This is a genomic window from Butyrivibrio sp. XB500-5 (genome assembly GCF_003625505.1).
GTDB lineage: Bacteria > Bacillota > Clostridia > Lachnospirales > Lachnospiraceae > Butyrivibrio.
In genome coordinates, this window is sequence record NZ_RAIS01000004.1 from 296,964 (window position 1) to 313,524 (window position 16,561).

Here is a 16,561-nt window from a genome sequence, read left to right on the forward strand (position 1 = left end):
TGCTCAGGTAATTATATCGGGCATCAGCGCGGTTTGGCTGTTTTTTATTTTATCTCCAATAAATAATCCACGTTATCCACATTGTCCACAAGAAATATAAAAATCCCGAAATGCGCTCTGCTACTGGATTTCTTCGTCACTTTTCCCATATCTTTTAAAAAATCACCATGCTATAATCGAACCTGTGATGAAAAATAAAAAGCAGGTGATTAATTAAGATGATGGGGCGTGTAACTATAAGTCATAATCTTGGGGAGGATTCAACGAATGTTTCCAATATATTCATTGATGAATATATGCAAGATGCCAATGATGCGCAGATTAAGATTTATCTTTATCTGCTAAGAATGATGAATGCAAATTTACCCACCAGTGTTTCGGCTCTGGCAGATAAATTTAACCATACAGAAAAAGATGTAATACGAGCACTCAAATATTGGGAAAAGAAAGAACTGATCAGCTTGGAATATGATGCCATGGGTAATCTCACAGGCATCCACATGGAGGATATCACTTCTCCCGTGAAGGTTTCGGCAAGAAAGAGCGAAACCGTACTTAAGCCCGTTTCTTCTATCAAACATGAAGCTACGGACGGTGTTCCCGAAAAGCCAAGCTACTCTGCAGCACAGCTTCGTTCATTCAAGCAGTCTTCGGAGTCCAGCATTCTCTTTCCGGCAGAACAGTATTTCAACAGACCTCTTACTTCTACAGAGATCATGACACTGTTCTATATCAAAGATGAACTGAAGTTTTCCGATGATCTTTTGGACTATCTGATGCAATACTGCGTCGATAATCATAAAGCTGATTTCAGGTATGTAGAAAAGGTGGCTATAAACTGGGCTCAGCAAGGCATCAAAACGCCAAAACAGGCTCGCGTGGAAAATTACAAACGTGATCCCGAAATCGTCGAGATCATGAAAGCACTCGGTATGGAAAACAGCCCCACTGAGAAGGAAGGAAACTTTATCCGTTCCTGGCGTGGGGAGTTGGGATTTTCAATGGATATTATCATGGAAGCCTGCGACCGCACTGTTCTGGCTACACAGAAGAATCGCCTTAGATATTGCGACGGCATTCTTCGAAGCTGGCATGAGAGTAAGGTTAAAACAAGGGAGGACATTGCCAGATTAGATGCTGACTTTACCGCCGATCTTCGCAAAAAGAAATCGAAGGCTTCCGTGTCATCCATTGACAGCAAACTCCGCTCTGACGAATCATATATTCGCCACGGCGGCGCCCAGAACCGTTTCAATCAGTTCCAGCAAAATACATATGATTTTGCCGAGCTCGAAAAGAAACTTCTGGACAATTAAGACTCTTATTCGGTTGGGGAATCGGTAAGAGTTACACAAAAGCAAGCCCTGTACTTTGGTTTGGCGGCGGCACACAGCCTTCCCCAAAACACGTGCAGGGCATAACTTTGTGCTAAGAGGAGAATCACATGGCACTTTCAAATGCTCAATTTGATGAAATAATGCATGAATACGAAGAAAGACGCGCGCTCCACAGGCAGGAGCTTGAAGAGAGACAGCGCTACGTATATGATACCGTTCCGGGCTACAAAGAGCTCGAAGACAAGACTGCAACAGCCAGTGTTGACTTCGGAAGAAGACTTCTTTCCGGAGAGAGACTGGACAAAAGCGCTCTTAAGCGTGAATTGGAAGAGCTTGCACGCCAAAAGAAGACTCTTTTGACTGAGGCAGGTTTCTCCGACGATTATCTTGATATGGGTTATACCTGCAGTGACTGTAAGGATACCGGCTATATCGGCAACGAAAAGTGTCACTGTTTCAAACAAAAGATCATAGAAACTCTCTATGACCGTTCCAATCTTAAAACTCTGGCCAAAACAGCCAACTTCAAACTCCTTACAGACAAGTACTATCAAGGCGAGGATTTAAAGCGTTTTCAGGGAGCTGTAAAAGCTTCAGAAAAATTTATAAATAATTTTAACTCCGACTACCAAAATCTATTTATTTATGGTACAGTTGGTGTTGGCAAATCATTCCTGTCCACATGTGTTGCCAACGAATTGCTCAAAAAAGGGCATTCGGTTATTTATTTTAGTTCTTCGGGACTGTTTGAACTCTTGGCCGAGAACTCATTCGACTATCGTAACAAGCAGGAGCTTAAGAGTATATATGATGATATATACAATTGCGAACTGCTGATAATTGACGATCTCGGTACAGAGCGAACCAACAGCTTTGTGGCATCTGAGCTTTTCTCATGCCTCAACGAGAGAGATTTAAGAAAAAAGTCTACTGTCATTACAACCAACCTTTCTCTGGAAGAATTACAGGCAACCTATTCGGAAAGAATCTTTTCGCGAGTAACCAGCAATTACACGCTTCTTAAATTAACCGGACAGGACATTCGTAAAATCAAAAAGATTGCCAGAAAAGAAAGTGAGGATTTTCAGTAATGCCAAAAAGAGAAGAGAAACGTAATCTGGAAACTATTCCTGTAGGTTCCCTAGGAATCATTCCACTTAAGGGAGTTAAGCCTTTAGCGGAAAAAGTCGATTACTACCTCGTTAAATGGAGAGCAGAAAGAGAGAACGAACACAAAGGAAGCTTGGCCTTCACAGGTTATGAGCGCCCCTCTTACATTCTCGATGCCGAAGTTCCGAGATTCGGAACAGGTGAGGCAAAGGGTGTAATTAAGGCATCCGTTCGCGGTGATGATCTTTATCTGCTTGTAGATGTATGTAACTACTCACAAACCTATTCTCTTTTCGGACAAGAAAATCATATGTCTCCTGATGATCATTATCAGGATCTTAAAAGAATAATCGCTGCTGTCGGCGGAAAAGCAAGAAGAATCACTGTTATCATGCCTTTCCTCTATGAATCAAGACAGCACAAAAGAAGTTCAAGAGAGTCTCTCGACTGTGCAATAGCTCTTCAGGAGCTTGTAAACATGGGTGTTGATAACATTATCACCTTTGATGCACACGATCCGAGAGTTCAAAATGCTATTCCACTCAACGGTTTTGAAACCGTAAGAACAACATATCAGTTTATTAAGGCCCTTCTCAGAAATGTATGGGATCTTAAGATCGACTCCGACAACATGATGGTAATCTCCCCCGACGAAGGCGGTATGAGCAGAGCAATCTATCTTGCCAGCGTTCTTGGCCTTGATGTCGGAATGTTCTATAAGAGACGTGACTACACACAGGTTGTAGACGGAAGAAATCCTATCGTATCACACGAGTTCCTCGGAACAAGCGTTGAGGGTAAATCAGTTATCATCGTAGACGACATGATCTCTTCAGGTGAGAGTATCCTCGATGTTGCCAAGGCACTTAAACAGCGCAAGGCTGCAAGAATATATGCATTCTCTACATTCGGTCTTTTCACAGGCGGACTTGCAGCATTTGATAAAGCTTACGAAGAAGGACTTATCGACAGAGTATTTACAACTAACCTCGTATATCAGACACCTGAGCTTCTCTCTCGTGAATGGTATATCAGCTGCGACATGAGTAAATACATCGCTTACCTTATCGATACACTTAACCACGATGCTTCAATAAGCGACCTTCTCAATCCTGTTGAGCGTATCAACAACATCATTGAGAGATATAACAGCGGAGAGCTCAGAGCTTCTCTTGAGGCAGAAAAGAAGATCTGACTGTAACCGGCTAAACTATATTTCGGCGGGCAAGCGCCGGGATCATGATAGGAGGTTCTTATGGCAATAAATGAAAACATTACTAAGAGAAACGATCTCTTATCCAAGAAAGTAATAAGCGGACTTGAATCACGTAATATGACAGGTTATTATGCCAAGGACAAAGAAGAAGCTCTTAAGATCGCACTTAGCATAATTCCCGAAAACAGCACAGTAACAATGGGCGGTGCCATGAGCGCCGTTGAGATCGGACTTGTAGATGCTCTTAAAAACGGCAATTACAATTTCATCGACAGAAACGAGATGACTGACAAGCGTGCTGCAATGCTCGCCGCATACGACGCCGATGTATTCCTTTCAAGTGCCAACGCCATAACTGAGGACGGAATCCTTGTAAACATTGACGGCAATGCCAATCGTGTATCTGCGATTGCTCAGGGTCCCAAAAAGGTTGTATTTATAGTCGGAATGAACAAGGTATGCGATGATGTCGACGGTGCCATGAAGAGAGCAAGAAACGTTGCGGCTCCTATAAATGCACAGCGCTTCGGACTTAATACTCCTTGCGCAAAGACCGGTTCTTGCATGAATTGTAAATCACCCGATACTATCTGCTGCCAATTCCTTATTACTCGCTTTTCCAAGCATGCGGACAGGATTCATGTGATCCTTGTAAACGATAATCTCGGATTCTGATAAAGAACTGATATTTATAGAAATAATTGCATTATAAAACGCGGAAATGACCTTAGATCATTCCCGCGTTTTTTCATTATTTATATTCCTTTAAAACTAACAATAAATGAAATCGGTTTATCACTCGGAAGCAGAAACTCTTCATGCGTCCTGGATCCCCATGTATCATCTCCCGCAACACCCATCTGCATAAGGCTGCATCTGACTACAGTCTTGCACACACGCGGCAGTTCAAACGGATGCATAGCCGCTTCAAGTTCCTCAGGCGCATAAGGTATTGCACTGAAATTCATCGTATCGGGGGCTTCAAAAAGAATACCTCTTCCGTCTTTATCCGTGATCTTCGCCCATCTTACATCTACCCTGTTTCCGGTTTCCTGTGGACGTAGATACTTCTCCATACAATCCGTAGCTGTTGTCTGAAAAAGTCCGAGCCTTGCTCCCATGCATCTGTCTACATAATTCTCTTTAGGTCCTCTTCCGTAATACTCCACATTCTCATAATCCGCACTGAATCTAAACATCATTCCAAACTCAGGCATTTCCGAAAGACCTTCTACCGGTTCATATTCCTCTTTTATCCATACTCTTCCATCGCCGGTAACCGTATAAGTCACAAGCACTGAAGCTTCAGGAGTTGTGGGAAGTGTAAACCTATAACTTACAGATACGGAATTCTCGTCACTGTCCACATCTTCAAGCTGCGACGTTGCGTACATACTTGCAATCTTCCACTGTGCATAGCGCTGAGGCTCTCTGTTTCCACGGTCGTTATCTACGGGCGCTCGCCAGAAATTAGGTTTCGGAACTCCCTCTATAAGCTCTTTTCCCGCATAGTTATATGAAACAATATTGCCCTTATCCTTGGAGAAAAGAACCGAGAAATTCTTGCCATGTACTCCAATATTAAACTTTCCGTCTACAACTTCCATTGGACTGCAGGTAATATATGTTGCAGCTGCATTTCTATATATTCCCTGTCCAAAAGATACCTCGTGACCTCTTTTAGCCCATAGTGTATCATCGCGCAGTCTAAATGATACTGTCACCACATATTCGTCCAGAGGAAACGGCCCGTTTTCATCAAATACTCCCGCGCCGGTCACCATTAGCTTATTTACAACAGACTCCGGAAGATCATACTCTTTTTCGGAAAGAGGAGGGACATCTGTCGCCATGAGTTTTCTCATAACTTCTTTTCCGTCTCTTTCAAGGATCACTACGCAGTCGTATTCCCAAGTTCCGGTAAAAAGACTCCTATTAATGATCTTGACCTTATAATCCTCAACAAAGACTTTGATATCCCTGTAGTTGTACTTAACTTCCTGCATCTTGGCATAAGGTTCTCTGTTAGCGTCAACTATTCCGTTTCCGCTAAAGTTATAATCGGTCGGCCTCTCGCCGCAATCTCCGCCGTATGCCATATAATACTCGCCGAATCTGTTCTTTTTTCTGATAGCCTGATCCACAAAATCCCAGATAAAGCCGCCCTGATAGCGCGGCTCTCTGTCTGCAAGCTCCGTATATTTAAACATACCTCCGCAAGAATTACCCATTGCATGCGTATACTCGCAGCATATAAACGGCTTATCATCGTGCTCGGAAAGATATTTCTCAATATCTTTTACCGGAGCATACATCCGGCTTTCCATATCACTTGTGTCATTATATCTTCTGTCGTTAAAAATACCCTCATAATGAACGAGCCTGTCGGGATCAAGTTCTCTAAAGAGCTTACTCATCTCATACGGAACTTTTCCGCCATAAGACTCATTTCCGATAGACCAGATAAGCACACTCGGATGATTCTTATCAAGCTGATAAGTGGAATTGACCCTATCAAGCAATGCGGGCAGACACTCCTGTCTGTCCCCCGGAATCGCATTTTCTCTTCGTTCTTCATCATCCCATGTGTACGTCCAGGTTCCGTGCGTCTCCATGTTGTTCTCTGCGATCATATACAGTCCGTAGATATCGCAAAGCTCATATATTTTGGCAGAGTTCTGATAGTGACTGGTTCTTATGGCGTTGATGTTGTTTCTTTTCATCGTAATGATATCTAAAAGCGTATCCTCATCGGAAACGACTCTTCCTTTGTCACATGAGAACTCATGCCTGTTTACGCCTTTAAACACAATGCGCTTTCCGTTTATAAGCATCAGTCCGTCTTTTAACTCGAACCGTCTAAAGCCTACGTTCTGCCTTATAACCTCACAGATTTCTTTATCTCCACCGTTTACATAAAGAACAAGCTGATAAAGCTGCGGATCTTCCGCGCTCCACCGCACAGGTTCATGTACGGTTTCACTTATCACAACCGATTTGTCATTATCAACAGTTCCTTTTAAAACCTTGTGATTATTCCTAAGCAGCACATAATCGGTCGTTCCGACAGCCTCATTATATTTGAGCGTAACTTCAAGCTCCGCCTCGGAAAAATCGTCATTTAAAAGAGTCCTCACCTTTATATCTTCAAGGTGTACATCGGGAATCAGCTTTAAGAAAACATTTCTGTAGATACCTGAAAATCTGTAGAAATCCTGATCTTCGAACCAGCTTCCGCTTGTGTGCTTAAATACCTGCACCGCAAGCTTATTCTCGCCTTCTCTTAGAAAAGACGTAAGATCGAATTCAGAAGGGGTAAAAGAGTCTTCGCTATAGCCCACGAAGTTCCCGTTAAGCCAAAGCGCGTATCCGCTCTCCACTCCGTCAAACACGACATGCACTTCTTTGTCTTTCCAAAGAAGCGGCAAAGTAAAGTATTTTACATAACTTCCGACGGGATTGAATTTAGTGGGAATCTCTCCCAACTCAATATTCTCTTTTCCATCCCACGGATACTGATAATTGATATATGCAGGGATATCATATCCCTCAAGCTGCATATGGGATGGCACTTTAATGTCATCCCATGAATTGCAGTCATAGTTATCTTTTTCAAACCCCGGTATGGCGCAGCTACACTCCTTGGCATAATGGAATTTCCATGTGCCGTTTAAAGACACTACAAGCGAGCTGGCGCCCTCTTCCAGTTCATCTGTTGACGCATATGCGGTATGATCCGAATGCGCCGGCAAAACTCCAGTCTTAAATATCTTCGGATCTTTTACCATACCAAAGTCGAAATACTTCATTTTATTATTCCTCCCTAAGATAGGTTATAAAATGATTTCCGTTCTCTTCAAATAATTTCTTGGAATCGTTCATTCCGTATTTGTACCAATTTCCCGTTGAAGGATTGACAATAACCGTATTCTGTTCGTTAAAACCAATGATCAGCACTGATTCACCATTGCTTAGCATTGCCATAACGGGAGTTTCTTTATTCACATAATATAAGATCGAATCCAGTGAACATCCGTCCAGATCTATCACTTTTCCATTGGGAAGTGACTCATCAAGAATCTGTCCAACACTCTCCCCTCCGGAAATAAGCGCCTCAACATTCCTGTTAACGCCTTCAAATTGTAGCATAAGGTCAATGCAGACTGCCGCAGAATTCTTGGATGTCATATCCTCATATTCTTCAGCTCGTCTGGTTATGTCCATAATCTGATTGGACGCTTTACGATTACCTTTGTACCAAACATAATTGTTTTTATCACTTACAACCACTCCCGAAGATTGCTCAGCGGCAATAACAGCTGAAGCCGCATCGGAATATGTCTTTTCGCTTCCTGCTATATCATATACATAATACAAAGGATTCTTTTCTATATCCCTATCATTGGAAACAGGTACATTTCTGTCACCTTCATAGAGAGTAAGATTAGGAGTAAGTACCCTTATCTCTTTAACCTTAACCTCACTCTTGGTCAGTATACGTGTGACTTTTTCATATCCTTCCTCTGCAACGGTCGCAACAGTATTACTTCCTTTTTCAGCCGGCAATGTGTATGTGATCGGGTCATCGTAGGTAGGAACATATGAATCCGTCTCAGCATCCTTGACCGCTCTTGATAAAATGATCATATCACCGCGAATATCTACACCGGTGATATATATTCCGTTTGGATGATAATCCTCAAGAATATTACCTTCACTGTCCTGAATCTTCATACTATACATAGCATAGATGGGATTACCCATCTGGTCGTTTCTGATATCCGAAAGATTAACCGTTCCGTACACAAGGTCCTCTCCTCTAAATCCAAGGACAATAATGTATTCTCCGGGATTAGCCTCAACAGGCGTAATGGCCCTGGTATTCAGATTCATAACGTTAAGTGATGTCAGTTCATCACCCTGCCATGCTATAACGTTCTTTGATTTGGATATCTTATACGTTCCCGAACCAATATCCTCTACAACCGCCTTGGATGTTTTGTCGACCAGATCCACCTCGTATATATTCTGATCAAGCATTACATAAAAAATATCATTACTGCTGACATATGCCAGCTTGTCAACATAGCTTGTGATCACTTCTGCCGACTTATTACTCTCGATAAATACAAGTTCTTCAACAGCATTGATAGATGAATTGTAATCATATACGGCAATTCCCGTACATCCCTCATGGATACCTCTGTTCATATATCCGGAAACCGCAAACTTTATATTACCCGCTTCATCAATACTTAGTATCTTGATACTGTTTCTGTTCCATCTTGCTCTGATATCATCATTATCCGAATCATAAAAGCCAAAGAGATATGCAAGTTTATTCTCGGTATTGTTAAATGAATACAATCTGCCACTGTTTACAAATGCAAATACACTTCCGCTGCTGCTTTCTTTGAACTCTATATCGGGATCGGAAATTCCAAGATCTATCGAATTGGGAGTAATGGAATATGAATCGGAATCAAACACATAATCCATACTTCTCTGATAATCAAGGAGATACATTCTTTCAGAAGTATATCTGACTCTGAAATCCTCAACGATGTCATAGTCACTTACAGTAGAACCGTCCTTGACGCTTACTCTGTACTTAAGCTCATAACAGCCTGTCTGCTCATGAATATCCGTTATATAGATCTCAGGTTCCGTATGTTTGGATATCTTATCTTTTATCTTCCCCCATGTGATCTGATCCATCGTGCTGTGGATATTGATCTTGCTAAGTGTGGCATGATCGGTCTCAGTGCTTGTTTCAAGATACTTGGAATATTCTTTTGCCTTGGCGGTATCAAATGTCGCGCCGGAAAAACCAAGAACAAAATCAAGCTCGTCCTTTACATGATAGCGTTCATCAGCACCTGTCCATATAAATCTTGTATAATACTTGGCCTTTCCGATATCAGTATTCATAAATACTACAAGCATATATTCTCTGTTTTGATCGATCAGATCTTTAAGCTGAATATCGGCGTATACGGTGTCGTTATCCTCTTTGTAGTCGGTCAACATAACGCTCTCTACAAGGCCTTTGCCATCTACACTCCTTACTTCGTATCCGATATCCGTGACATCTTCGCCGTAAGTATTTATGTTAAAAGAAAGCGATCTGTTCTCTCCCAGAGGCACAACGGTTCCTCTGATATTAGCCACGTCAACATCAGAGATATAACCGTGCATGGTGTTTATATCTCTGCCATCTTCCTTAATAGTAACTATTGGAAGCGTAGCTTCCGACATCTTAGCAGTCATATCCGCATGATCGCCTTTTGCCAGATGTCCGAGTACTATGATCGTCAGAATAAAAATGACTATAAAATATGCAATTTTACTTATCGTTTTTTTGATTGAATTATCTCGCATAATTGACTTTCATTTTCTTTAATAGTAAGATTTTCATAATATAGATTTGGAAAGGAATACTATGGAAAATCCTATTCTTTATCGTAAACGCTTCATTCCCGATGAGACCATCAAGTTAAAAGATGATGTGATCCTTGAATGCAACGATTCTATATTAGTCACCAAGTGGAAAACCTTGGGAAAGGTACATGACTTTTCTCACGGTTATTCATGTCTGTATCTGAACGAAGGCTATAAAGTCAGTAAGTTTCTCAAACCGGATGGGTCTCTTTGTTGCTGGTATTGCGACATAGTCACCTATGATTATAACAAATCAGACAACACTCTTACCACTATCGATCTTCTTGCGGATGTAATAATATATCCCAACGGCAAAATGAACGTTGTCGATCTTGACGAGCTCTCCGAAGCTTTTGAAAAAAAGCTTATAGATGAATCTCTTCTTAAAAAGAGTCTGCTCTCACTGAACAGACTCCTTGATGAAATCAACAAAAACGGTATGTCTAATCTTATAAAACCGATTGAAGATCATATTCAAAACTAAATATCAGTAGAAAACATGTCCTCCGATATTGGTTCCCGAAAGGCCCGGTATCGGAGTTCTGAAATATACGCAGTTTCCTACGTTAGAATAGCCCTTCATAGCTTCATCTGCTGCCTGGTAACAGGATGCTGTTGCTTTACCGTTTGCCAGAGCAAGTGCAAGTCGTCCGCTTGCCACAGGAGAAAATTGCCTGTTCTGATATATCACTCCCACAACCGTATCGGGATATACAGAACTTAAAACTCTGTTGATAACAACGGCTCCTACAGCTACCTTTCCTTCATACGGCTCAGATCCCGCCTCACAGTAAATAAGATTTGCCAAAAGATATCTGTCTCCTTCGGCAAATGTCACCTCCGAAATGTCTCTCCAGGTAGAAGCGGCGGCAAGCTTGGACAATCGCATCTCTTCGGCTAGCTTGGCTTCAAGATTTTTGATATCCTGCTCCTGCGCTTTTATCTGTTCTTCAAGTGCCTGTGCCTTGGATTCGGCATCGGAAATATCATTGGCATATTGCTTGATCGATCCCGATGTCTGATTAACAAGTCCCGCCACTCTGCTCTGCTCCGCCTTTTGCTGAGTCTGATACTCTTCGAGCTGCTTGCGTTCAACTTCCAGCGTTGCCTCTTTTTCCTCTATCAGTTCTCTTGTCTCAATATACTGAAGAAACATCTTTCTGTCATACGCAGAGAGCTCTTCAATATAATGATTCTGATTAAGAAATGCAGCAAAGTCAGTGGCTCCAAGAAGCATATCAACCAGTACAAAGTTCTGCTTTTCATATATAAACTGAACTCTTTTCTTCATCGAAGCATACTGATTTTCTTCAGTTTCTTTTGCGGCGGCAAGCTCAGCGAGCGTATTCTCTATCTCTGTCTTCTTGTCACCGATCTGCTCTTCTATTGCTTCGAGATTGTTACTGACTTCCGTAAGCTGAGCGTTCAAGGTGTTAAGCTGGCCTTGAAGAGAAGATTTCTCCTCGTTCATCTCGGCAATGTTATCTTTAGTGCTGTTCAGTTCATTCTGGGACTTGGCTTTTTTATCTTTTGCTTCCTCAAGCTTTTTCCTAGTCGAATCTGTCGCATAAGAATCTGTTCCCAAAGATAGCGATAATAAGATTACCGACATCAAAAGAGCAACTGCTCTGAATAACACGCAAACGCTATATTTTATTTTTGTTTGTATTATGATTACCCCTCTTTTTTTCATAACCCCAAACTGTAATTATATTGTTATTTTGATGTTCCTTCCGCTTGGCTGATATTGATAGTAGCGGACCCCCGCAGCATCAAACATTCTCTTTGCAGCTTTGGTCGATGCAGATGTACTGTATTTGTCACTGTCGTACACAACAGTCCTTATTCCTGCCTGAATTATTGCCTTGGCACACTCGTTGCACGGAAATAGTGATACGTACAATTTGGAGCCGATAAGGCTTCCTCCCCTGTAATTCAGAATGGCATTGAGTTCACTGTGCGTAACAAACGGATATTTGGTACTAAGTTCATCTTCACCGTCTCTTTCCCACGGAAAATCCTCATCCGAACATCCCTTAGGAAGTCCGTTATATCCCATAGAAAGAATATTGTTATCTTCACTGACTATACAACTACCGACTTGGGTATTGGGGTCCTTGGATCTCATTGCGGCAAGCTTGGCTACACCCATGAAATACTCATCCCAGGTTATATAATCCTCTCTTTTCATCTATTCTCCTTATTTTGTTCCGAAAATTCTGTCTCCGGCGTCTCCGAGTCCGGGAACAATGTATCCGTGCTCGTTAAGCTTCTCATCAAGTGCGCCTACATAGATATCAACATCAGGATGCGCCTCCTGCATAGCCTTAAGTCCCTCGGGAGCAGCGATAATGCACATGAAATGAATGTGTCTGCATCCTCTGTCTTTGAGCATCTGTATTGCTGCCACGGATGATCCTCCTGTAGCAAGCATGGGATCAACAACAAATATCTCTCTTTCTGTTATGTCCGCAGGCATCTTGCAATAATACTCAACAGGCTTAAGTGTCTCGGGGTCTCTGTAAAGACCTATATGTCCAACCTTTGCGGCGGGAATAAGTGCGAGCATTCCGTCAACCATACCAAGACCTGCTCTTAAGATGGGAACAACACAGAGCTTTCTTCCCTTAAGCTCTTTTACCGTGGTCTTACAGATAGGTGTCTCTATCTGAACATCCTGAAGCTGAAGGTCTCTTGTTGCTTCATAACATATAAGCATTGCAATCTCACCGATTGTCTGCCTAAAATCCTTGGTTCCCGTATCGATTCTTCTGATATAACCAATCTTGTGCTGAATAAGCGGATGATCCATTATTACAACTTTTCCCATAGTATCCTCCTTAGAGATTAATTATTGTAACTGCATAGTTCGGAATTACTGCTCTCCGGCAGCAACCTTGGATATTCTGCGGCTATGCTTCTCAAGCCCCGAAAAAGGAGTATCAAGAAATGTATCCACGATCTCCATAGCAAGCAGTTCTCCTGTAAATCCTCCCCCCATCGCAAGCATGTTGGCGTCGTTGTGTTCTCTTGTAAGTCTTGCGCTTGTTACTTCCGAGCAAAGTGCACATCTGATTCCTTTGACCTTATTGGCAACAATACTGATTCCTATGCCTGTAGTGCAGATAACAATGCCCTTCTCGCATTCTCCGCTTGCAACGGCTTCCGCTGCCGGTCTTCCAAAATCCGGATAATCGCAAGAGCTCTTGTCATAAGTACCGAAGTCCTTAACTTCCAGTCCCCTTTCTTCCAGATGCTTTTTTACGGCCTCCTTCAAGTCAAATCCGCCGTGGTCACTAGCTAACGCAATCATTTGTACACCTCTTTTCATATAATTATAGTACTTATATTTTTACAGGACTATAACATTATGTCCTGCTGCCTTCAAAAGCCTGTTCATGATTGCCTGACCGATACCGTTGTCATCAAAAGATTCCGAAAACATGATATCAACTTTATCATCATCAAACTCTCTTAACGCTTTGAAAAGCTCGTGAGCAATAGTGTTCTCGTCTTCTCTGTCACCAAGGCTCTTTACTATATCCGCCACATACTTATCCTTGGTGGCGTCGGTTCCTATCACTCCGACCCTCTTTCCGCTTTTCTTGGCACAAGCGGCCTTGTCATTGATATATTTAATAACTTCTTCCATGGGCCCCTGAACAATGGTAAGCTCTCCTTTTGGAGCATAATGCTTGTACTTCATTCCGGGCGCCTTGGGTTTTAACGTCGATGTACTGTCAATGATGGTCTTGTCTATGCTGACTTTCCCCAAAACCTCTTTTATCATATCCGCAGTGATATATCCGGGGCGTAAGATCATAGGTTCATCTGAGGTAAGATCGACTATAGTCGACTCAAGTCCTATTCCCACCTGTCCACCATCTATTATCATCTCTATCTTGCCCGAAAGATCTTCCACGCAGTATCTGGCAACCGTGGGGCTTGGTCTTCCCGAAGTGTTGGCACTGGGTGCAGCAATATATCCGCCCGAAGCCTTAATAAGCTCGAGAGCGATCTTGTTGTTTGGCATTCTTATAGCCACAGTATCAAGACCGCCTGTTGTCTCGTAAGGAACGGCATCTGTCTTATTCATTATCATTGTAAGAGGTCCCGGCCAAAATGCATCGGCAAGCTTTTTGGCTGCTTCGGGAACTTCTTTAACTATTTTGGTAAGTGCATCCATATCGGATACATGGACTATGAGCGGATTATCGGAAGGACGGCCTTTTGCCGCATATATTTTCTCCGAAGAATGCTTGTTAAGCGCATCCCCACCAAGTCCATAAACGGTCTCCGTAGGAAAAGCCACAAGTCCTCCGCTTTTTATGATGTTACCGGCTTTATCTATAGAGGCTTTGGCAGCATCATCTATATTCTTTTCATCAATTACTACCAGCTCTGTATTCAATTTTTATCCTCCGACATAAGCGGAAATCGCATCCCATACATCCGATGTCTCCATTCCAAGTGACCACTCGGCGATACCTGCGATATTATTGGACTTCATTACAGTCAACTTCTGCTCAAGAGAAGCCTTGTCTTCCATCCAGATCTGATTAAGCGTTCCGTCTGAAGATGTGTACTCTCCGTAATTTTGAGCGGTTTCCGGATCCCATTCCAAAGAAATCGAATGATTGCTTATATATTCCTTGGCATTATTCATGGGATATGCCTTACTTGTAACCTTTCCGTCCTTGGTCTGCCAGACTCTTGTATAGAAAGGAACGGCATTTATTACTTTTGAAGGATCAACCTTAGCTACAGTATTGATGATACCGTTCTCCACATAACTAAGGGAAGCAACCGAACCGGCTTCGGAAGATCCACCGTAGTGCTCATCGTATCCCATGATGATAACGTAATCGGCCACTATTCCCTGCTCAGTAAGATCATAGTGATCGTTGAAATGCATGGGCACATAATTGTCTATTGAAAAGACTAATCCGTTGGCTCTGCAGGCAATTGAAAGCTCACGAACAAACTCAACATATGACTGTCCGTCTTCTCCCGAAATGCTCTCAAAATCCAGGTTGATTCCGTCAGCTCCGCATGCGACCGTTTCCTTTACAGCAGCATCGATCATAGCTTTTCTGGTATCTGCATGTGAAAGGACCTCTGACATGGAAATGCTGTCCTTATACGTTATATTTTCGAAAAGAACCCATACCTCAAGTCCCATCTTGTGCGCCGAATTAACATAGCTTGATGAAGCATAGCTTGTAATACCGCCTGAATTATCAGATACCATAAGCCATGTGGGTGATATTACATTAAGACTCTTGGCATTTGATACAAGCTCTGACAATGTATCATTTCCCGAAGGACCTTTTACATTGTGGAAGCCCATATTGATCTTGAAATCCTTCTTGATCGAAGTATACTCAGGTTCTGCATAATCCGTAACGGGTATGGGAGTCTGAGTGGTTATATCCTTAAGCTTATTGTTCTCGACAAATCCAATGAAAGAATCAGTACTCTTAACCTTGGCCCATTTCTCCATCTGATCGAGCACAATAACCTGATCTCCTGCTGCCAGCTCTTCTATAACGGCACTCTTTACGCCTCCCCTTACTCTAAGCTGTGTATCCTTGGAGATCGTAGCCACTTCCTGCTCTTCCCACTTTGTGTCAAGCTGAATGTGATTGGGCTCCGTAAAGCTCTTGAATGAGAAATTGGTATATTTCTTTACATAATCAAGCGCGACCAAAAGAGTTCCGTCATCGTCAAGCCTGGCTATCTGATAATCTTCCTCTTGTGCTCCGTCCTTGGTACTTTCATATTTACCTGTGCCTATCTTGGCTGTAATTATGGCATCAGGGGTTGTATACACGAGCGTTTCATCGCTCTTTCCATAGTAAAATCTTCTGTTAAGATACTTGCGAACGGAATTGAAATCCATATAGTATGTTCCGTCAAGCAGTTTTGCTCTTTCCTCAAGATAATCATTTCCCAATAAAATGGCTACATCCGTGTCACTTGTGATGTCAAAATACTCATTTAAATCTTTTTTCTCTTCACTATAAGAAAAGCGCTCTCTGTAAATCTGAAGTGCATAAATACATCCTATAATAAAAATAAGGGCGATTATAATAATCGCCGGAATCACCTTTTTTTTCATGTTCTAGCTCCTTTACAATCGCCCTTTATTATAACAGACTATTATGTTTACGTCATTATGAAAGTCAATATCTACACAAAACAATCATGTGATTTGTATGTTATGGTGGGGTCCATTTATAAACTTTTAATAATTGATTGTTTTTATGAAATATTGCTCATGTCTTAGGGGTATTTTCTGACCAAAAGGCTGATAATCGTGATAATTCCATGCTTGCATTTTTTCGCTCAAAATACCCGGTTTGACATATTTTAATCTATGTAAGACGCCGACCTCAAATCCTGCTTTTTAGCGCTATTTAAGCGCCTGATTATGCTATAATAAAAGTGTAAACAT

The 16,561-nt window shown here is 42.0% G+C and carries 13 protein-coding genes; 5 read left to right on the top strand and 8 right to left on the bottom strand.

Going from position 1 to position 16,561, the window contains the following annotated elements; all coding sequences use genetic code 11:
* Positions 1-218 precede the first annotated feature (218 nt).
* The 4 genes from D6856_RS09420 to D6856_RS09435 all read left to right on the top strand — a co-directional run bounded on the left by D6856_RS09420 (position 219) and on the right by D6856_RS09435 (position 4,338).
* Positions 219-1,316 (top strand): DnaD domain protein, encoded by a 1,098-nt coding sequence (locus D6856_RS09420; protein ID WP_243114064.1) that lies wholly within the window; start codon positions 219-221, stop codon positions 1,314-1,316.
* A 128-nt stretch (positions 1,317-1,444) separates the two neighbouring features.
* Positions 1,445-2,428: an ATP-binding protein gene (locus D6856_RS09425; protein WP_092249007.1), complete on the top strand. Its 984-nt coding sequence runs from the start codon at positions 1,445-1,447 to the stop codon at positions 2,426-2,428.
* Positions 2,428-3,642: a ribose-phosphate pyrophosphokinase gene (locus tag D6856_RS09430; protein WP_120656251.1), complete on the top strand. Its 1,215-nt coding sequence runs from the start codon at positions 2,428-2,430 to the stop codon at positions 3,640-3,642. Before D6856_RS09425 ends, D6856_RS09430 begins: the two co-directional genes overlap by 1 nt.
* Before the next feature lie 66 nt (positions 3,643-3,708).
* A complete protein-coding gene (locus tag D6856_RS09435; RefSeq protein WP_120686693.1) occupies positions 3,709-4,338 on the top strand; it encodes a lactate utilization protein in 630 nt (209 codons plus the stop codon).
* Between the two features lie 80 nt (positions 4,339-4,418).
* Here the strand turns inward: D6856_RS09435 and D6856_RS09440 are convergent, their stop codons facing one another.
* Positions 4,419-7,472 carry a glycoside hydrolase family 2 TIM barrel-domain containing protein gene (locus D6856_RS09440; RefSeq protein WP_120686663.1) on the bottom strand — a complete coding sequence of 1,018 codons (3,054 nt, stop codon included), beginning with the start codon at positions 7,470-7,472 and terminating at the stop codon, positions 4,419-4,421.
* Positions 7,473-7,476: 4 nt separating this feature from the next.
* Positions 7,477-10,044 carry a hypothetical protein gene (locus D6856_RS09445; RefSeq protein WP_120686664.1) on the bottom strand — a complete coding sequence of 856 codons (2,568 nt, stop codon included), beginning with the start codon at positions 10,042-10,044 and terminating at the stop codon, positions 7,477-7,479.
* A gap of 61 nt (positions 10,045-10,105) precedes the next feature.
* Here D6856_RS09445 and D6856_RS09450 point away from each other — a divergent pair, with 61 nt between their 5' ends.
* A complete protein-coding gene (locus D6856_RS09450; RefSeq protein WP_092249019.1) occupies positions 10,106-10,588 on the top strand; it encodes a DUF402 domain-containing protein in 483 nt (160 codons plus the stop codon).
* Positions 10,589-10,591: 3 nt separating this feature from the next.
* Here the strand turns inward: D6856_RS09450 and D6856_RS09455 are convergent, their stop codons facing one another.
* From D6856_RS09455 to D6856_RS09480, 6 genes are all read right to left on the bottom strand, one after another.
* The gene (locus D6856_RS09455; protein ID WP_243114065.1) at positions 10,592-11,743 is read right to left on the bottom strand and encodes a cell wall hydrolase; all 1,152 of its coding nucleotides are present in this window, start codon (positions 11,741-11,743) and stop codon (positions 10,592-10,594) included.
* A 69-nt stretch (positions 11,744-11,812) separates the two neighbouring features.
* Complete coding sequence (locus D6856_RS09460; protein WP_092249024.1) at positions 11,813-12,295, bottom strand: deoxycytidylate deaminase; 483 nt, start codon at positions 12,293-12,295, stop codon at positions 11,813-11,815.
* 9 nt (positions 12,296-12,304) lie between these two features.
* Positions 12,305-12,934, bottom strand: coding sequence for a uracil phosphoribosyltransferase (gene upp / locus D6856_RS09465; RefSeq protein WP_092249027.1), 630 nt, complete (start codon positions 12,932-12,934; stop codon positions 12,305-12,307).
* A 45-nt stretch (positions 12,935-12,979) separates the two neighbouring features.
* A complete protein-coding gene (gene rpiB / locus D6856_RS09470; protein WP_092249098.1) occupies positions 12,980-13,417 on the bottom strand; it encodes a ribose 5-phosphate isomerase B in 438 nt (145 codons plus the stop codon).
* A 39-nt stretch (positions 13,418-13,456) separates the two neighbouring features.
* Complete coding sequence (locus tag D6856_RS09475) at positions 13,457-14,515, bottom strand: L-threonylcarbamoyladenylate synthase (RefSeq protein ID WP_120686666.1); 1,059 nt, start codon at positions 14,513-14,515, stop codon at positions 13,457-13,459.
* A gap of 3 nt (positions 14,516-14,518) precedes the next feature.
* Positions 14,519-16,225, bottom strand: coding sequence for a glycosyl hydrolase family 18 protein (locus D6856_RS09480; protein WP_120686667.1), 1,707 nt, complete (start codon positions 16,223-16,225; stop codon positions 14,519-14,521).
* Between the last annotated feature and the right edge of the window lie 336 nt (positions 16,226-16,561).